The organism is Methanosarcina soligelidi (genome assembly GCF_000744315.1).
Taxonomy (GTDB): Archaea; Halobacteriota; Methanosarcinia; order Methanosarcinales; family Methanosarcinaceae; genus Methanosarcina; species Methanosarcina mazei.
In genome coordinates this window covers 3,571,908-3,590,909 of sequence record NZ_JQLR01000001.1, presented here as the reverse complement: position 1 = coordinate 3,590,909, position 19,002 = coordinate 3,571,908, and the positions used below count along the sequence as shown (strand labels likewise).

The 19,002-nt window shown below is 38.1% G+C and carries 12 protein-coding genes and 2 pseudogenes; 4 read left to right on the top strand and 10 right to left on the bottom strand.

Annotation, left to right across the window (positions count from 1 at the left end):
* Window positions 1-459 precede the first annotated feature (459 nt).
* Entirely contained in the window at window positions 460-1,107 is a 648-nt protein-coding gene (locus M886_RS15365) for a hypothetical protein (protein ID WP_048038672.1), read from the bottom strand.
* 513 nt (window positions 1,108-1,620) lie between these two features.
* Here M886_RS15365 and M886_RS19420 point away from each other — a divergent pair.
* Window positions 1,621-1,752, top strand: coding sequence for a hypothetical protein (locus M886_RS19420; protein WP_259637115.1), 132 nt, complete (start codon window positions 1,621-1,623; stop codon window positions 1,750-1,752).
* A gap of 32 nt (window positions 1,753-1,784) precedes the next feature.
* Here M886_RS19420 and M886_RS15360 read toward each other — a convergent pair whose 3' ends face one another.
* Window positions 1,785-4,256: a PAS domain S-box protein gene (locus M886_RS15360; protein WP_053228908.1), complete on the bottom strand. Its 2,472-nt coding sequence runs from the start codon at window positions 4,254-4,256 to the stop codon at window positions 1,785-1,787.
* 339 nt (window positions 4,257-4,595) lie between these two features.
* Between M886_RS15360 and M886_RS15350 the strand changes: the two are divergent.
* Window positions 4,596-6,029 (top strand): annotated as a pseudogene (locus tag M886_RS15350) (IS66-like element ISMma13 family transposase).
* On the opposite strand, the gene M886_RS15345 reads toward M886_RS15350, so the two are convergent.
* The 4 genes from M886_RS15345 to M886_RS15330 form a co-directional block, all read right to left on the bottom strand.
* Window positions 6,015-6,236 carry a hypothetical protein gene (locus M886_RS15345; RefSeq protein ID WP_152558049.1) on the bottom strand — a complete coding sequence of 74 codons (222 nt, stop codon included), beginning with the start codon at window positions 6,234-6,236 and terminating at the stop codon, window positions 6,015-6,017. The pseudogene M886_RS15350 and the gene M886_RS15345 sit on opposite strands and share 15 nt — an antisense overlap.
* Window positions 6,237-6,597: 361 nt before the next feature.
* The gene (locus M886_RS17560) at window positions 6,598-8,211 is read right to left on the bottom strand and encodes a sensor histidine kinase (protein ID WP_052716858.1); all 1,614 of its coding nucleotides are present in this window, start codon (window positions 8,209-8,211) and stop codon (window positions 6,598-6,600) included.
* Between the two features lie 451 nt (window positions 8,212-8,662).
* Entirely contained in the window at window positions 8,663-9,151 is a 489-nt protein-coding gene (locus tag M886_RS15335; RefSeq protein WP_048038670.1) for a GbsR/MarR family transcriptional regulator, read from the bottom strand.
* Between the two features lie 72 nt (window positions 9,152-9,223).
* Window positions 9,224-9,541 carry a DMT family transporter gene (locus M886_RS15330; protein ID WP_048038667.1) on the bottom strand — a complete coding sequence of 106 codons (318 nt, stop codon included), beginning with the start codon at window positions 9,539-9,541 and terminating at the stop codon, window positions 9,224-9,226.
* Window positions 9,542-9,689: 148 nt separating this feature from the next.
* Between M886_RS15330 and M886_RS19415 the strand changes: the two genes are divergently transcribed.
* Window positions 9,690-9,818, top strand: a complete 129-nt coding sequence (locus M886_RS19415) for a hypothetical protein (protein ID WP_259637114.1) — start codon at window positions 9,690-9,692, stop codon at window positions 9,816-9,818.
* A gap of 150 nt (window positions 9,819-9,968) precedes the next feature.
* Here M886_RS19415 and M886_RS15325 read toward each other — a convergent pair whose 3' ends face one another.
* Together M886_RS15325 and M886_RS15320 are read right to left on the bottom strand one after the other, a co-directional pair.
* The gene (locus tag M886_RS15325) at window positions 9,969-14,366 is read right to left on the bottom strand and encodes a hypothetical protein (RefSeq protein WP_048038666.1); all 4,398 of its coding nucleotides are present in this window, start codon (window positions 14,364-14,366) and stop codon (window positions 9,969-9,971) included.
* Entirely contained in the window at window positions 14,353-15,099 is a 747-nt protein-coding gene (locus M886_RS15320) for a DUF6063 family protein (protein WP_048051443.1), read from the bottom strand. Before M886_RS15320 ends, M886_RS15325 begins: the two co-directional genes overlap by 14 nt.
* 46 nt (window positions 15,100-15,145) lie before the next feature.
* Here M886_RS15320 and M886_RS18100 point away from each other — a divergent pair.
* A pseudogene (locus M886_RS18100) lies at window positions 15,146-16,242 on the top strand (IS630 family transposase).
* A 45-nt stretch (window positions 16,243-16,287) separates the two neighbouring features.
* On the opposite strand, the gene M886_RS15305 reads toward M886_RS18100, so the two are convergent.
* On the bottom strand, window positions 16,288-17,862 hold the full coding sequence (locus tag M886_RS15305) for a hypothetical protein (protein ID WP_048038663.1): 1,575 nt from the start codon (window positions 17,860-17,862) through the stop codon (window positions 16,288-16,290).
* Window positions 17,849-18,928 carry a Wadjet anti-phage system protein JetD domain-containing protein gene (locus M886_RS15300; RefSeq protein WP_048038524.1) on the bottom strand — a complete coding sequence of 360 codons (1,080 nt, stop codon included), beginning with the start codon at window positions 18,926-18,928 and terminating at the stop codon, window positions 17,849-17,851. Before M886_RS15300 ends, M886_RS15305 begins: the two co-directional genes overlap by 14 nt.
* Between the last annotated feature and the right edge of the window lie 74 nt (window positions 18,929-19,002).

Genomic DNA, 19,002 nt, shown 5'->3' with positions numbered 1-19,002 from the left:
TACATAATCTATGTGGCAGGAATTACACGCCGGTCTATACCCACACGTTTCCACAAGCATACCAGGAAATACCTGAGCGGGGATTAAACAGTCTTGGACATATCTGCCGTGAAATACAGGGTCAGAAAAGAGATATGGCATGGATGGGGCTGGACGCCAGAGAAACTCAATGAGTACGAGCGCAGGAAAAAAGCGAGCTGGCGGCGGCTGCTAGAAAACAACTGGCGGCATTTCGCATTTTCGTAGAAGACGTAGGGGAGCCTCGGGTCCTTGAGCGAATCTAAGCGACAATCATGAATACCCTCTACGAAAAATTGAATTAAACATGAACAAGCAGCCGGCAATAAAGATGAAAGATAAAGATATAGATAAAGTTCCAATGGAACATAGAGTCTTCAATTTTCTAGAGATGACCGGAAAAAAAGGTCGATGCTAAAAAAAGGATAAATGGAAAATCAGTTAATAGAGTTTGTAAAGCTTGAAAAAAGTCTTTGTCCTTGATGGATCACTAAAAAAATATTTTACTTTTTCAGTGCAATATAAAAATGTATACCACGTATTACCATTTCTACTATACGCACTTTTTTTATCTTCACAGTGTTTTATATCCCCAATATCGTAAATCTGGACTTTTCCCAGACTGTCTATCCCCACCTGAAGCCACCCTGCAACCTCATAGCCCGCTTCGCTAAGCTCGACCAGATTTTCTCGAAACTCGAAAAGTTGTTCATCTGATAGCTTTATTAAATCTGATAAAGAAGTTTTTAATTTGGGTCGAACTAATCCTAAATAGTCCTCTCCGCTTGCTGTTTTTACTCCAAGCTTTACAACTCGAGTAGGGATAATAATTTTCAGTTTTTTAAGTTTGTTGTAAGTTTCGATTTCTTTAAGAAGCAGCACCCTAAATAACTTAGTTCTTGTATCAATATCTTGCATTTTTTCAGTATCAGTATAAGGTATGAACCGTTTTGGTACTTTGATCACAAGATTAGGATTATTATCGAGTTCATAAACTATACCAGCACCGCCAAAGCCCAACTCCTTAGAGCCGAATTTAATATCAGGATTACTGTCAAACCACGCCCTGTCCTCGGGTGAAAAGTCCATTCCTTATCCTTCCATATTAGCTTCTAACATTGGGGGATACGTCGGTCTCGGGAGCTCTTCCAGAATCCGTTATCTTATCTTCTCGTTTTCATCATGCTTAAGGAATGAAGAAAATATAATTTCAAACCATTATATGCTGATTTGTCTGTGATATGACTTGAAAATTGGGATTATAAAGCTATTTCCAGAGTGGAAATTTGAAGTTGTTTTCTACCACTCCTTAAAATTATAGATATAAACGAACTGTAAAAAAGAACTGTAAAAATATTAAGGTTCAATTAGAATCTGGTGTAAGTGCTGCAATTCAAACGCAATAACCTCCATACGGATAATCTCCGAACCTTCCTTTGATCTTTTGCGGGCGACCCTCTTATAGTTAAGATCAACATAGGAATTCAACATAGGAATTTAGACACTGAATAAAGTCCATATACCAGGAAACATTAGAAATAGAAAGAAAAAGAAGAGAGAAAGTCCGATAAAGGTAGATGGAATGAGTTCAAAAAGAAGAGTATGATCGAAAATTTCTTTAGCTGGATAGAGGCATGTAAAAAGGTGTTTACAAGGTATGAAATAAAAGAAATATCCTACCTGGGAGTTATAATATTAGCAGCAATAATGAGATTAAATCAAGTTTTGGGATGATCTCAATATGGATGATCTCAATATAAATGATATTATTCAATTGATTGTTTGATTCCTTGCGCAGATGACTGATTATCTCTATCTGTCACCGTAAAACGCACAGAGAATTCTGTCCCATTGTCTCTTTTCAATTCAAGCTCGCCATCAAGCTGGTCTACAAGGGAAGTTACTAGCTGCATGCCAAGAGTGTCAATACTTTCCATATCGAATTTTTCAGGAATGCCCACGCCATTATCTGAAACGGTCAGAACGAAATTGGTAATCTTACAGTCTTCGTTTATGCTTTTTGTACATTCTCCGTTTTCTTCTTTATACAGTTCTATCCGGATTTCTCCTTCCTTTCTATCGGGAAATGCATGTTTAAGAGAGTTCGAAACAAGTTCATTGACAATCATTCCTAAAGGAACTGCAGTGTCCATATCAAAGAATGCATTTTCCTCCAGATTCATCTTCAAGTTAATATCGAGATTTCCGACTACATAAGTCTGTAGAAGGTTCTCAGCAAGTTCCTCAATATAGGATGAGAAGTTCAAAGTTTCGAACCCTTCACCTTTGTACAGTTCCTCGTGTATCAGAGCCATGGATATAACTCTGTCCTGGCTTTCTCTGAAAGCTTTAAGGACTTCGGAATCCTGAATACACCCTCTGTTATTGAATCTCTCAGCCGTAAGATCCAGGAGGGAAGAAATAACTTGCAGGTTATTTTTTATCCTGTGATGAATTTCCTTCTGGCGGGCAATGTCCATTTTTGCCAGAGCTTCCTCTGCCTGCTTGCGCTCTGTGATGTCGCTGGAGGCACCGAACCATTCAATTATTTCGCCATTCTTATCGAGAAGCGGAACTGCACGTGAGGAAGTCCATCCAATGCTGCCGTCTGCTTGCCTGACCCGATGCTCCAGTTCGAAAATGCTTTTCGTCCGAATGGCTTCATTGATGACGGCTGTCACGTATGGCTGGTCTTCCGGGAGGATATATTCCTGAAGCCAGGTGGGGTTCAGGTTTTCCGTGTCGGAAAGAAAACCCCGGCCACAAAGCCGGTTCATACATCTCCAATCCGGGCTCATGCGGTATATCACTTCCGAACTGGCTGTCACAAGAGCGCGGAAGCGCTCCTCACTCTTCCGTAAAACCTCATCTGCCCGCTTGCGCTCAGTAATATCTCTGGCAATAGTTGAAACCGCCATAAGTTCTCCAGAAGAACTGAAAACTGGAGAAAGAGTTACTGAAACATTTATTAATGTGCCGTCTTTTCTTAATCGTAAAGTTTCGTAGTATCTTATTTTCTCGTTATTTTTAACTCTCTCAATCAGCTTTTTTATTTCCCCTTTTAAATTCTCTGGCTCAAGTGTTGAGACATTTTTCCCCAGAATCTCTTCAGCCGAATAACCATATACCTGCTCTGCTCCTTTATTCCAGCTGGTAACAATGCCTTTAAGAGATTGTGAAAAAATAGAATCATCTGATGACTCCACAACGTTTGCCAGGTGCTGAATTTTTTCTTCTCCTTTTATATGTTCGGTAATATCCTGGATTATCCCTCTAATCCGAACAGGGGTATTCTTCTCACTAAAAACAACTTTGCTTTGAGAATGGACTACTCGTTCTTCTCCATTAGCTGATACAATCCTATAATTAATATCAAAGGAACCTTCGTTTAGAGCTTTTTTAACGGCTTTATCTACATAGTCTCGATCTTCTGGATGTACATAATCTAAGAATGTATCATAAGTCATTTCAAATTCTTGAGGTTTAAGTCCAAAAATACGATACAATTCATCAGACCAGTACAATTTATCAGTTGCAAGATTCCTATCCCAATTTCCAAGGTGAGATATTCTCTGAGCTTCAGCAAGGCCTTTTTCGCTTCTTTTTAATGCCTCCTCGGCCTGCTTTTGCTTGTCGATGTCCTGGATAACAGTAATAATGCCTTTGATCTCCCCAGACTTGTTGCGGAAAGGTACAGAGCTTACGCGAGTCCAGATTTCTAGCCCACCGTCGAAAGTATAGAGAAAATCTAACCCTGGAGTTACGTTCTCGCCTTTAAGTGCTCTTGCTCCGGGCCATTCGGATTGCGGAATCAGGTGACCATCAGCTCCCCATGTTCGCCAACGCCAGCTATTTTCAGAGTCACGCGATGGAATTGAGCCACTCACGAGGTCGCTGAGTAAACTATTGCTGATCAACCGGCGTCCTTGGGGGTCAAAGAGTCCGGTACCTACTGGTAGCTGCTCGAGAAAAGCGAAAAGTAATGCTTCACTCTCACGTAGCGCCTCTTCAGCTTTCTTGCGCTCGATAAGCTGTATTTCAGTTTCCACCCTTGACTTTTGTATTTCCTCGCGAGTCAGAAATTCCCGCCTGCGCCAGAAATGAAGCAGCCAGCTAGATATAACGGCAATGGCATTCACCATTAACATGCTGAGGAGCACCACAAAGGAAGCTTGTGGCGATACCCTCAGACCGGGTACAATAATTAATGTCTGCCCGATAGTGTACACCAGAGCCATAATAACCTGGTTTGTAAACCGGTTTGGGATAGCGAGAACTATGATGAAGACCGCGAGGACTGTGACAATTGTATGAGCGACAAAGTTTTCAGGTCGGGTCGAATTAATCGCGATGTTGGCAAGCGCGAAAAAAAGAACCCAAAAGAATACAGCCCGGTCATAGGAGTGATAGTTTGAAAGTTCTTTAAGGCTTTTGAGGAACAGGACTGTGTACGCAGTAAAAACAAGTCTAAGCGCTAAAAGCGCAGTAACTATTCAGGCAGCCTTTTAAAGGCTACAATTTTTCCTCTTTTCGAGGAAAAATTGGATATAAATTGAATCCTATTTTGTTTCGTTATCATGCTTACACGTGAAGAGATTCTTGCTTTGTGTGCTTCAAACCCTGAAGTCATTGCTTACATTGTGAGTCTTGAAACTCAAATTAAAGAACTTACTGAAAGGTTGATAGCCTTAGAATCTCGTTTAAACCAAAACAGTCGTAACAGCAGTCGCCCTCCTTCTACTGATTTTTTTGTCAAGGAGAAACCTAATCCCAAGAGTCTCCGTAAAAAGAGCGGAAAGAAACCTGGAGGTCAAGATGGTCATCCTGGAACAACTCTTGAAATGGTTGATGATCCTGAGTAGGTAATAGAACATTCTTTGAGTTGCTGCAAAGAATGTGGCCATACTCTTGAGAATGTTGAAGTTGAAGCCTATGAGAAAAGACAGGTCTTTGATATTCCTCCTGTAAACCTGATTGTTACAGAACACAAAAGCCAGATTAAGACCTGTCCTCACTGTGGAAGAATAAATAAAGCTGTTTTTCCTGAATCAGTAAAATATCCAGTTCAGTATGGTCCAAATATTTTAGCTTCAGCTATTTACTGTAAAAATCACCATTTTATCCCCTATGAAAGAATTTCTGAGTTTTTTGAGGATATTATGGGAATAAAAATCTGTCCTGCTACGATAATTAGAGCAGAAAAAGAATGTTTCCAGAATTTAGAGTGTTTTGAAAACATTATTCGAGAGAAATTAATGACTTCTTATGTTGTCCATTTTGATGAAACTGGTATGAAAATCGAAGGAAAAAGACACTGGCTTCATGTAGCTTCTAATGACAAATACACCTGTTATTTACCTCACTCAAAAAGAGGAGCAGAAGCAATAGACGCTATGGGAATTCTTCCGGAGTTTAAGGGAGTAGCAGTTCACGACGGATGGAAACCTTACAACGTTTATGACTGTGATCATGCTCTCTGTAATGCTCATTTACAGAGAGAACTTACTGGAATTGAAGAGAACTATAAACAGCAGTGGGCTAAAGAAATGAATAAATTACTCACTGAGATGAAAAAGTATACTGATGAATGTAAGGAGCAAGTCAAAGAACTGGACTTTGAGCAAATTAAAGCATTGGAAGAAAGGTTTGATGCTATAATCATGAAAGGGATTGAGGAAAATCCACAATCTCTAAATCCTGAAAAACAAGGAAAACGTGGAAAGAATCCAAAGACAAAAGCAAGGAATCTGTTGGATAGGTTTATAGAACACAAAGAAAAGATCCTGAGATTCCTGAAAGATTTGAAAGTTCCGTTTGAGAATAATCAGGCAGAAAGAGATATCAGGATGATGAAACTACAGCAAAAGATATCAGGAACTTTCAGAACAACACAAGGAGCGCAAGCTTTCTGCAGAATGAGAGCTTACATCTCTACAATTAGAAAGAACGGATTACTTGTTTTGGAGGGTATTATAGCGGCGCTCAAGGGAGCGCCGTTAACTATAACCTGAATAGTTACAAAGCGCATAGAATTTACCTGAAAACCCAAGAAAACCATAGTCATTGACCAGAAGAGCTACAAAGGGCAGGAGGACCAGAAAAATAAAAATCCGGGCCTGAGATATGTCCTCACCAAAGTTAGCCTGTCGGAAGCGATCCTCCTGCTCCGCACTCAACCCAAATGCCAGCCATTTCTGGATGCCTCTGACTGAGTTCATTTTTTCATACCCCATATTTCAATATAATTAATAAAATGGCTCCAGGCCTGCGCCAGAGTTTATTTACTTCTTTATTCAACTAGATTATATATAGTAAACGAGCTTTTGTCAGTCTAGAACATATACGCTCATTTAATAACGCTGATAGCGCCGTATCTATAATTACCACAACAGATTAACTTTTAATTATCAGAGCTGGCCCCAAAAACCATTTTTTATCAATCGAAACCCATAAGAAATTTTTGATAGTTAAAAACTCAATCGGTTATCTGGACATCTTAATTCTTGTAAATAAAGATATCGATGCTGAATTCATCGTTTAACCATCTGAATCCCAATCAACTCTTCTGTTCAATGAAACTTATCTCTGTACAATGAAACTTATCTTGAACTCAGTACCTTTATCTCTTTTTAACTCGATTTCACCGTCTATCTGTTCAACCAGAATATTTACAAGCTGGAGTCCGAGAGAATTCGAACTCTCGAGACCTATCTCTTCCGGGATTCCTTTCCCGTTATCCGATAGCTCGAGTATGTAATTGAAGCCACTTTTTCCCATACAGTCCTTATCTGAGACAGGAATGTCACTCTTAGAGGCAGAATTTTTAGTTCTGAGGAGGTTTATTTGGATTTCACCTTTTCCAGCAGGAAAGGCATGCTTAAAAGAGTTTGAAACTAGCTCGTTTACAATAATCCCAAGAGGTATTGCTGTATCCATATCAAGGTCAACCTGCTCAAGGTTCAACTTGAAACTGATGTCCTTATTCCCAATATTATATGAACCAAAGAGGTCTGCAGTTAGCTTTCTCAGATAACTTCCAAATTCAAGGGTGTCTATTTTATCTCCTTTATATAACTCTTCGTGAATAAGAGCCATAGAGATTACGCGGTTCTGGCTTTCCATAAAAGCTTCGATAACTTCCGAAACTTTACAAACTTCACGGTGAGAAAACTTTTCTTTCTGAAGGTCAAGCAAGGATGAAATAACCTGCAGATTGTTCTTAATCCTGTGGTGAATTTCTTTTATGCGAGCCTCTTCAATCTTTACCAAAGCTTCTTCTGCTTTTTTACGCTCGGTGATGTCAACGTCCATCTTGAGTATCATAGGAGAACCGTCAACATCCGTGAACGGAAAATCATAGACATCAATCACGCTTCCATCCGGGATGGTGACTTCCCAATGGTGGGGTTGACCGGTTTCAAGCACCTTATATGATTCGCAGAATTCACAAGGCTCGGCAAGTCCATGACGATATTCATGACAGCGTCTGCCGCCTGACTCGCCAAACTTTTCACGGAAACTGCGGTTGGCAAAGGCGACGTGATAGTCAGGTACTAACAGGCATATCATTGCCGGCAGCGTCTCCAGCACGTCAAAGAGCCGCTGCCTCTCTGCCTGAACTGCCGCATGTGCCTGTTTGGTCTCGGTGATATCTATACCTACCTCCAGGATGAGTGTGGAACCATCTGAATCCTTGAACGGGTAGTCGTAGATGTCATAATTGCGGCCGTCTGGCCCTGTCCATTCCCAACGATGAGGTAAACCCGTTTTGAGCACCTTGTAGGTTTCACAGTTTTCGCAGGGTTCAACGCGCTGGAAGAGATATTCATAGCAACGCCGGCCCTCAGACTTGCCGAAGTGCTCTTCAAAGAAATGGTTTGCAAACGGCACCTGGTAATCCGGGGAGAGCAGTACCACGTAGGCCGGCAATATATCCAGCAATCTGTTCAATTGCTCCCGTCCGGCTTTAACGGCCTCATCAACCTTACAACGCGCTTCGTTCTCTTTGAGTGCCTCCTCTGGTTTCTTGCGCTCATTAATGTCGCTTTTAAGTTCTTCAGCTTCTGTTAGACATCTTTTCAGGCTCTGTACTTCGTCTTGTAAAGCGCTATTCTCATCTAATAAGGCGTGATTCTCATCTAACAGTGCCTGATACGATACAGGCTCCTGTTCTTTTGCCCCTTTAGAAAGCATGCTTATAATATCCTTCCAAATGTCAATTATTTTTTATTGATTTGGATTTTCAAAAAAAATTCATAGCTCACATTGCTGAAGGAGGTAGTTTTAGTGCTGCCGGGTCAGGGAACCTTTCTTAAATTAGTGCCACATAAAAAGAACGTATTCAATGATTGCTTTTTCGATATTCTGAAATTTATGTTAAATTGATCATCTGTTAATAAAAAGATTTGGATAAAATGGTAACTATTAGTTAGGGCTTCTATTTGAGGATCAAAATAAAGTACAATAGAAGTCGTGGGCAGGGTTGCACTTTAGATAGCTGAAGGTTTAATTATATTGATTTCCAAGCCCAACCGCGTAAGTCCTTTTTAATTCAATTTTGCAAAGTATCCCACTCCGGCTACACCTGTCCTGGGCTAGAGCACTCTGCCACCGAGTTCATTATGTGATCTGGAGTTGGCAATAACTAAACTTGATTCTTTTTCAGACGATCTATTTGATAGTATACATAGCGGATCAATTCTTCAAACTTATTAATTTCAGATAGATAATTTTCATACGTATGGAGTTTAGTGTTTTGTTCCTGAGTAGTTGCATTTTCTCTATATTCCTCTATAAGGGGAGTTATTTTCTTCTTTGCAATGTCCAGTTCGGTTTCAAATCCATTCCTGATCTGGATAGCAAAAGCGTCTAACAGGTTTTTTTCCATATATAGATATGTCCTGCGAGACCCTGGCTTATATATCCTTTTTATGCTCCAGAATTGTTCAATATTTTTAATCTTAAGGCTGATGGAAGCAAGACTATATCCTGTTCTCTGTGCCAATTCCTCCATACTTATTTCATCTGATTCAAAGTTAAGTATCGACAGGATTTGTGCAGTGATGTCATCAACCCCATAACCCTTAAAAATCTCATGACCGATGTCAATTATCTTTTCTTCAATATCCTTCATTTTTCTCACTCATCTCTCACACATAAATCAGATTATTTCCTATCAATATCAGGAGTTAGATGATCAGAATAATCAGGCTGATACCAGTTTTAATCCGCCAATACCAATGACAATTAATCCAATAAAGAAAATCCGTGTTATATTCATTGACTCATTAAAAAGGAATATTCCCAATACTGTTGTCCCAATAATACCAATACCTGTCCAAACTGCATAAGCTGTTCCAACAGGCAATGTTCTCAGAGCTTTTTCCAATAGATACATGCTTAAAATTAAAGTAATAACCGTAAATACCACTGGATAGAATCTGGTTAATCCATTGCTGTATTTTAGTCCGATTGCCCATCCGGTTTCAAATAACCCTGCAATTATTAAAAGTATCCATTCCATGCTTATTCCTTTCACAGTTTTTAATAAATATTAAAAGCTATTGATGTTAAATTTGTATTTATATATTTCGAAAGAAGAATTCGCGGTTAGTAGACAGTAGGGTATCTGAATCCGAATTACTTAATCCGAATTACTTGAACATGAACGCATGGACTTTATCTGTGATGCTGAAGTCATGGATGCGAACCATAATTTCTTAAGGGCTGCATGGAACGCAGAGAACCCTGATAAGCCACAAATAAAAATTAATTATCTCTTTGATGTGAAACTACAATAAAGACTGTAGTGGATTTAAAGGTACTTAGCACGGACCCAGAAAGTCTTGAAACCTAACTCTTCTGTAGCATTCTGTCTTTTTCATATATCATCATGGTAATTTCCAAGATATCATCTTCTCTACTCTCTAAAGGAGGTACTTTAATTATTCTCAGTACATTGATATTGACAGTTGTCCTCCGCGCTTTTGGCGCTCTATACGATCCAAAATCTCGCTTCTAGCCCTTACTTGGATGCCTATACGAGTTCGATCGTTTGTAGATAATTCCTCTGTAAGAAGATGATTTATTGGAAAAAATTCCATTACATTTGTACCAATTTTGTGTCCAGGACAGATTAACTGAACATTGTTTCTCTCAAGAATTGCCCATATTTTTTCCCAGAGATAATATGAACTGGTTGTCCCAAATGGATTGTCTATCACTAGGACTTTTGACGTATTTTTATCTCTTCTGTCAACCACAATATCTCTGATATATGACATGAGCACTACCAAAAATATGATATACATGGCATTTTCCTGACCTCCGGACGCCTGTATCCTTTCCCATCTCTGGAATTTAAGCGAGTTTCTGTCAATTTTACGTATGTCCAGCTTAAGCAATTTCATGTCCAGAACTTTATTTATTAAATACGCAGGGGTAAGATTATTTATTAACTCTTTTTTGCCAATATTACCGACTTCAATTTCCTGGATGAGTTCTTGGATGTAGTACCTCATTTCAGATTCAGCACGTTCTTCAGAGTATTCACAATCGTTGAAGTTTATTCGAACCATCTCTTCCAGGGTCCCATCCACATCTATTTTTGACAACTTGACAAATTTGTGCAAGTAATCCCTATACAACATTGCAATACCTAATGCCTGAGCAACTATATTCTCTTCGACACTTTTAAGAGAGTCCGCCTGTTTCTGATGCATTTCCATTCTTGAAGTTATGGTACAGGAATAGTCTTGCAGAGCATTTGCATTGCTTTCTGCCTCTCTTAGGGTATTTGCAACTAGGAGTTTCTGTCTCACAACATCTTTAAAATAAGAAGCAACTGGCAAATCAACGATTTTATTCAGGAACTGTTCTTTAGCAACGTTGAATTTGCTTTTTCTGTTTTCAACGTTTTCCTTAGTATTTTTCAAAAGATTCTCTATTTCCTTGTGACTGATAAGTTCTACAGCTATCTCAACAGCCTGTGTTTCAATTTTATAAACATCACTCAAGATCTTATAATGATCCAGGCTATTTTTAAGAGATTCTAGTTCCTTTTCCGTTTTCTTGCATAGATTTTCTAGCCCTACTATCTTTTCAACTAGACGATAGCTCTCTTTTTGATTTTTGGTTAGTTCTTCATCTACCAGAGTTGAATCAATGAGAAAGGAGTCCGCTAAGTAAACCTTTCCAGATTTGGCATTAAATCTATGACACTTCTCTTCAAACTCTCTCGTGAGAAGAAGTAGGTTATCACTCGCTTTGTGAAGTCTGGAATTCATATCCTCCAAATTAGCCTGTACATTTTCTATTTCTTTCTTTAGAAACTCCAGATGATCGTCGGGATACGGCTGACTTCTACTATTGGCTTTGATGCTTTCAATTGACACTTCTAAGTTTTTGATATCTTTTAAAAACACTTCTATTAGAGATTTGTTCTTTTCTATCCTATGATCAATTTGTTCAATGTTCCCGCTAACCTGGTTGAGTACACTATTAACTGAGATCCACTTTGAGCGGAGTGTGTCTGTATCCTTTTCCGGCAATTTATCTACATTCACATTTCGATACTGAACAAATGACTTTACCTCTTTATCGAGCATGCTCTTTTGTAAGTAAAGAGACCGCACAGAACTGTCTTTTTCCTTAGAGTCAATGTCCAGCTTGTATTTTAGGTTCTTTTTCTCCCTATGCTGAGTTTCTACATTATTCAGGGTCAATTTGCTCTGTTCCAGAGCTCTTGTTTTTTCTACAATTTCATCCATTATCTTATTTAGATCGATGAGCAGATCACGTTTCTCTTTTAGCTTTTCCTGCTTTTCTTGAGTAGTCAATAGACTTGATTTAGCCTGCTCAAGAGCTACACTATCGTCTTCATTTTTTTTTCGGATACTGACCAAATTGTTTCCTTCCTCTTTTTTCAGAGATTCGTACTCTGACAACCTCTCATGCAGTTCAGATTCATAAGTTACAGGATAAGTATAGAGATAAAAGGAAAGAGCTTCTCTGTCGTTCTTAGCAACTTTAAGTGAATTATCACAGCGAACGATTTGTTGCTCGACATCTTTGATCTTTTCCTCTATGCGATTAATCGTGTTTTCTCTATTGAGAACATTAACGTAATACTCAGCATCTCTTGAAGGTATAAACACATTTTCGAGAGAGACTTTTTTATTTTCCTGGATACTTGAAATGCCTGTAAGAATTACTGAGGAATCCATTATTTTGGGTGATAAATGATTTCGCGGATTTTTAACAAGGGCGTCGAAATCATCATTAGCAAGAATTATTGCTTTAGGAAGCCACGGGACATTATTCAATAGCTTTCTTTGACCATCAGTATCTAGATCCTTGAGGTACTCAGCTCCGCTCCGAGCAAATTTAAAGCGGTCTCTTAATAAGGTGAGCGCATCTTCAAAATCTTCGCTTAAGGCAAAACCGTATTCCTGTACCATCTTCAATTCTTGTTTAAGTTCCTTGTGGGTTTTTCTGGCTGTTGACAACAGTTCCTGAGTGTCATTAATCTCTTTATCTACTGTAAGGAGACAGGGTTCGATGTCAGTCCCTTCACGGGCTTCAACAATATCTAGCACTGCTCTTCTATCCGATTCAAACTTGAGGATGTTGGCTCTTACCTTCTCGATGTTTTCTTCAGTGTTTTTAATTTGACTTTGAATATATTTAATTTCAATTTCACTAGTTAAAAGACTAGATTTCAACGTTTCTATTTCATCTGCTAACTGTTTGAGTTTGCCCTCAAGTTCCTCTATAAGTTCTCCTGTTGCTTCGACTTCGTCTTCTATAATCAGGCCACAAGTGATCCTTGAATATTGAGCATATTGGTTATTAAGTACAGATTCGCGTTTTTTCAGGTTTTTAAGTTCGTCATCATATCGGGATATTTCTTTACCCAAAAAATTCAATTCGTTATGAAGCTGTCCGATGATATGTTGACAGTCACTTATTTTCTCCTGAATTTCATTTTTAGCTTTCATTTCAGCTTCATACTGTTCAGAAACCATATCCAAGTCTTCCGAAATACGTAAGAACAAACTTTTTCCAATAGTGTCTCGCTCACCAAACAATTCATTATTCTGCTTTCTTATATTTTCCAGAGTGTTTTGGGATTCACGGATCTCACTGTTGAGGTTTTGAATCTCAAGATACTTGTTTGTGGCAGTTGCAAAATTCGATTTATGTTTTAGGTCTTGAAGTGATTTTTCAACCCCTTCTTTTTCGACCCTCAGCTCTTCTAAAACAGTTTTGCTTTTATTCACTTTTATATTAAGCCGCATTAATTCGAATCTTTCGATATCATGTTCGACTTTCTCGTGCAATCTCTTTGTTTCGTTAAGGTCAAATTCAGCTTTTTCAAGATTAGAAAGCGTCTCAGTTACTTTCAAATCATGAGCCTTATACTGAGAAGAGGCAATAAGTTTAGCCTCATCAAATTTCTGATGGGATTCGATTACTTTATTGTTTTCATCAATTATCTTATTGACTTCTGAATTAAGTGTTGTATACTCCTTGACGTGCTCGACTTCCTCTTTAAGCCTCTTTAAATCTTCCTGGGACTGATAAAGTGCACTCGCAAGTGACTCGCTACTTTTTTCCTCAGAATTGTCTCCACTGAACCGACGTTTATCTCTTAAACATTCATCTGTAGTGTTTATTAAGAGTTTTTCAACAAGAGTTCGGGAGGTGCCATAATTACCTCCAAAGTAGGTCTTCAGGTAGTTTTCATCTTTATTGATGCTCTGAACCAATCGCCACTCTGCCTCGAGTAAATTATATTCCTTGATTCGTTCCTTGTACTCTCTAATAGTTTCAGTTATCCATATATTGAAATCTCCACTTTTTTCTTTTAACATGGAAAGTGTTTTGGAAAAATCCATAACCACAAACTCGTTATTTTCCCATCTACATAAGGGGATTCTAAAGATATCCAAGTCATTTGACTTATCGTAGAGATGGATGTAGCTGAAATGGTTCACACCCCCACTCTCGAGAAGATCATCAGGGTCATCTTTCTTTTTCGCACAAAATCCTGTAAGCAAGTACTTGTGTTCATATAACCCTTCATCAAGTTCCCATTCAGCCAGAACATGCGTTGTCCTATTTGGATCCCCTCCTTCAAACATAGCCTTAAAAGGTTTTTTTGAATCAAGATGTGATTTCGGTATGATGCACTGCAATAATAGCATTACAAGGACGGATTTGCCACCACCGTTAACAAGTTCATACGTTGCGCTAAGACCGTCAAAAGGCATGAGAAAATCCTGGTATATGCCCTTGCCTTCATTGAACTGGGCATTAATAATTCGGAGGTTTTTAAGTTTCGGCATTCTTTTCTTCCTCCAAACAAGTCAAATCATCAATGAACTCTATTATGTCTGTTTGAACGTCTGACCTGTTATACGCTTCAGACACGATTGCTTTGAATCTTTCCGTAGGATAAACTGCATTATTGTGCTCATCTACCAGTCTGTGTTTTTTCATAAAAATAACAGTTTCATTTATGATCGCAGTCTTTGAACTGGTACCTTTTTGTTTGATCTCAATATCTGAATCATCTCTGAATTCTACGTTTGGCAAACTATCCCATAAGTCTTTAATTTCCCTGAAATTAAATTTATACTCTTCACTGATTTTATCCAGATCTTCAAAATCAGATAATGCCCGAATTTTTGCTTCTATAATTCCTATAAGGTAATTTTTAGGAAGGTTTATGCGAAGTGTGTCATGAAAGGATTCTTTGTAAAATTCGCTTACTATTACATTCATTATGAAAAAGACTGTGTACATTTCGGGGTTTTTGAATCCTCTCCCGAGTTCATTTTTAACATCTTCATTAGTATAACCAAAAACACGGTTTCCAACTCCGGCACTCAAAAATATTGAATCTCCGCGTCCGCAAACGTATAGTCCGAGTTTTTCAGCACAAAAATCAAGCGCTTCCCTTATTTCGCTTTCTTGTTCATAACGCATGAAGTGTTTTGGATACACAAATCTTTCAATTGAGCCAGTTGACAACATCTGATAAAGCATATCAAAAGCGATTCCTAGTGTCTCAACCATTTAATTATTAGTCATCATTATAAACGTTGAATACTTTTATACCTTCATGCTACAGATTCAACTTGCAGATAATGAAGTAAATTTCCTTCAGGATTTTGTGAGAAAAGGACGTAAAAGCGCAAGAGAACTAACTCGAGCCCGTATTCTCCTTCTATCAAACCAGCAAACAGAAATCACTGAAATCGTGAAAATATTAGGTATTTCCAGGAGTACCACTTTGAATATACGGAAAAGATACCTTGATGAAGGTCTCCCCAATGCTCTTTTTGACAAATCGAGATCTGGTCAACCTATAAAATACACTGAAAAACATGTTGCAGAAGTAATCGCTTTAGCCTGCAGCAGTTCCCCTGATGGAAGCAAAAGATGGTCTCTTTCCCTGCTTACTGAAGAACTTAGGAAAAAAGAAGGATTTGAAACTATAGGTAAAGAGAGTGTCAGGCTTATTTTGAAAAAAGCAAAACTAAACCTTGGTTAAGACGGATGTGGTGTATTCAGACTATCGATACTGAATATAGAGACAGGATGTATGACATTCTTAGTCTGTATGAAGAGGATTATGATCCTAAAAAACCTCTTATCTGTCTTGACGAGAAGCCTAAGCAACTGCTCAGGGATAAAAGAATGAGCATTCCTATGAAGCTTGGAAGTTCAGAAAAATATGATTATGAGTATGTCAGAAACGGAACAGCAAACATATTCATGGCGGTAGAGTTCAAAGCAGGAAAAAGGGTAACTCAGGTAACCAAAAGAAGAACAATGAAGGATTTTGCACAATTCATGAAGATTCTTGTCACAGAAGAATATTCTGAAGCAGAAGTCATCAGACTGGTTACGGATAATCTCAATATCCATAAAGAGAAGTCATTCTACGAAGCATTCTCAGAAGAGGAAGCAAAGAAGATTCTGGACAAGATAGAGTTCCATTACACGCCAAAACATGCAAGCTGGCTCAATGCTGCTGAAATCGAGATCAATGTCATGGATATCGAATGTACAGGAAGAAGGATCGGGGACATCGAGACGCTTAAAAATGAAGTGGATTCATGGACAAAGAGAAGGAATGAACACAAAAGGAAAATTGAATGGAAGTTTACAAGGAAGAATGCAGATGAGAAAATGTCAAAGTATTATGTGAAATAATTAAATGGTCATGACACTAGATTCTCTTTTTCAAATTTCACATAATCACTTCATAATAAATTTCATGTTTGATATATAAGCACTGAACCCTTTTTTAATATTTATTATCTCGTCCGGAAAGGATGTAACGATAAAAGTGGAACTTGAAAGACCGAGTGCTTCATGTGCGGATAGTAACGCCTCTAGGATCAGTTCACGATTGGAGTGGCACGATAATTTTAGTTTATTAAATTCAAACCGAGTGACGTTTAGTTCCTTGTTTTTCAGTTTTTGAGAATTATCAGAGGCTTGCGCGTTTACATCATCAATATCAACATTAAGCGAAAACAGGAAGGGAATCAGATCCATATTTTGCAGTGCTTCAGGTCCAAGTGTATCTTCAACTGTCTTAAGATATACTTCAAGGGTTAAATCCCCGCCATGATCCTCTACACACCCGAGTAACGCATGAGCATAAACTCTAAAATTGTTTCTTTGCCGTTCATCAACTGTTCCATCAATAAGCTTTTTTTCACTCCATTCATCATTCTGCCTTGTTTCGGAAACTTCAGATTTTTTACGGCTTACAATCTGCGATTCAAATATTTTGTATAAACTAAAAGACCTAGTGGTTTTAGGTAGGAACATAGGGTGCATTCCAATAACATGAACATCATTTGGATAATTTTGCCTAATATTGTTTTCGAGGATTTCCTTAAAATGCCATTTTCTATCGAATAACGAGTTTACCCTGATCCGACAAATTTTCTCATACTCTCCCGGCAGGTCTGTATACTCCTTCAGTAATCCGGAGTGAAGCTGATAACCACGGTCGAGCTCAGTAGAAATTTGCTTAAGGATCAAGAAATCCTTTTCATTCGCACTTTTGTTGGAAATATTGATGATTTCTTCGTGATTTTTTGTTAATTCTAAAAGAGTGGTTCTGACTTCTTCAAATAAAATTTTTTCTTGTTGAAGTTGGCTAAAAACTCCCTCTGAGAAAATGGAATAATCCTCAACTACATCGGCTCCTCCATACAGCATTTTCTCTAACAAATTCTGTTTTTTTTCTTTTTTGCGAAGAACCTCAAGATTGAGTTCTCTTACCGTATTCAATGCAGTTACGAAAGAACCATTTTCAATCTGCTTTTTAAAAAGGATTAAGCTCACAGAAATTTTTGATTCCTCTGGCAGTTCCTTGATGCTTATCATGAAATCAAGTCCTGCATCACTGATTTGGTAAGCCTTGTTACTTACATCATATTCTATCAGATGCACATAATGACCATCTTTCTTTCTACGGATAGGGTCCATATATTCAAAATGATACGATTCTCCGTCTCTGTCCGTTTCTAGAATAGTCAATAATGTACGTGTTACCTGTTTGCTGTTAGTCTCATAATCCATATACATTTCATTGAGTATATTCTTTATATGTACCTCAATTTCATCTACCTTCAGGGAACGTCCACGTAGTTTTCCCTCCTCGATTAATAAGGTCAAAACACTAAGTGCGATATAGGGTAAATCATATTCCAGATTATTCCGATAAGAATACGCATAGATCCGGAAAAATGGATAATAACATTTTAAATGCCTCATCCGTTCGTTAATGTCCTGGAAATGTTTAGCGTATTCCAATCATACGCAGCCTCCTCATATCTGTTTTATTGACAACTTCTTGAGGAATGTATTTTTGAGCAGATATAATCTCTTCAATTACTTTTCTAGTCTCGTGGCTGAAGAAATCGATGAATGGAGACAGCGACTCTTCGTTTATTTTACGGCATTTCCGCAGAGGTTTGGCGTTTTCCTGCCCAGATTTATTCAACATATATTCATATAATGAAACTGCTGGACGAATATTATACTCTGAAAAGGTACTCCTTAACCGATTAAAAATAAGTATTCCTTCCTGATCCATATCCCCAAAATAATAATAATGATCAGTTGTCTTACCGCCCACCATCTGTATAAACTCAAACTTACTTACAACGGCGTTTCCTTCCCCGTATATAAGTAAATGAATATCTGTAAGTTCTCTGCTTAAAGTTGCATCCATGAACGTCCAGAAGGTATCCTTATTCTCCACAATAAGAATTTTCCGGGCTAATATATCACTTAAACTTTCATACTCTTTGGCTTTAATATAGAAAAATGGTTCTGGTTTTTTCTCAGCCTTTATGTCCTTGATTGTCAGGTTCAGTCGGTTTAAAATAATTTCTCCGTCAATAGATGCATTTTTTGGGGAAGTAATTGCTTTTTCATCCCCGAATATCAAATATGATCTTTCATTAGCAGTAAGGACTTCACAATCATTATCCATCATTAAATCATTAATCCTGCGTATAAACTCCCTATGCGCACGATATTCCTCAATGTGCTTTAAATAGTAGCTCATATTGAGTTTGCATGAAAGTCCTCTCAGTTCTTCTGCTGGTATCTCTTCATCACACTGTCTGAAGTAATGTCTATTAATCTCATACTTGCTAGGTAATCCCTCATACTGTTGCAGCTTTTTTGCGCTTTTCAAAGGGACCAGCACATTCTCATCGATCAGTTTTTTAATTACATCAATAAACGGCCTGTTTAGCCATGGATCTGAAATTAAGTTTATACCGCCGTTTTTCAGTTCTCCAACTATGTATTTTATCTCAACTCTTTTTTTTGCATATTGCTCAAGTATTTCTAAAACTTGTTCCTCCATGCTTTACATTTCCTTCTTTCATTTCTGATTAAGGTTCAGGTTATAACTAATAAATATTTAATATCTCACTTACT

Excerpts from the sequence above, each read along its gene's own strand:
- M886_RS15365 (WP_048038672.1), bottom strand. The coding sequence starts at position 1,107 with ATGGACTTTTCACCCGAGGACAGGGCGTGGTTTGACAGTAATCCTGAT.
- M886_RS19420 (WP_259637115.1), top strand. The coding sequence starts at position 1,621 with ATGATCGAAAATTTCTTTAGCTGGATAGAGGCATGTAAAAAGGTGTTT.
- M886_RS15360 (WP_053228908.1), bottom strand. The coding sequence starts at position 4,256 with ATGGCTCTGGTGTACACTATCGGGCAGACATTAATTATTGTACCCGGT.
- M886_RS15345 (WP_152558049.1), bottom strand. The coding sequence starts at position 6,236 with ATGAACTCAGTCAGAGGCATCCAGAAATGGCTGGCATTTGGGTTGAGT.
- M886_RS17560 (WP_052716858.1), bottom strand. The coding sequence starts at position 8,211 with ATGCTTTCTAAAGGGGCAAAAGAACAGGAGCCTGTATCGTATCAGGCA.
- M886_RS15335 (WP_048038670.1), bottom strand. The coding sequence starts at position 9,151 with ATGAAGGATATTGAAGAAAAGATAATTGACATCGGTCATGAGATTTTT.
- M886_RS15330 (WP_048038667.1), bottom strand. The coding sequence starts at position 9,541 with ATGGAATGGATACTTTTAATAATTGCAGGGTTATTTGAAACCGGATGG.
- M886_RS19415 (WP_259637114.1), top strand. The coding sequence starts at position 9,690 with ATGGACTTTATCTGTGATGCTGAAGTCATGGATGCGAACCATAATTTC.
- M886_RS15325 (WP_048038666.1), bottom strand. The coding sequence starts at position 14,366 with ATGCCGAAACTTAAAAACCTCCGAATTATTAATGCCCAGTTCAATGAA.
- M886_RS15320 (WP_048051443.1), bottom strand. The coding sequence starts at position 15,099 with ATGGTTGAGACACTAGGAATCGCTTTTGATATGCTTTATCAGATGTTG.
- M886_RS15300 (WP_048038524.1), bottom strand. The coding sequence starts at position 18,928 with ATGGAGGAACAAGTTTTAGAAATACTTGAGCAATATGCAAAAAAAAGA.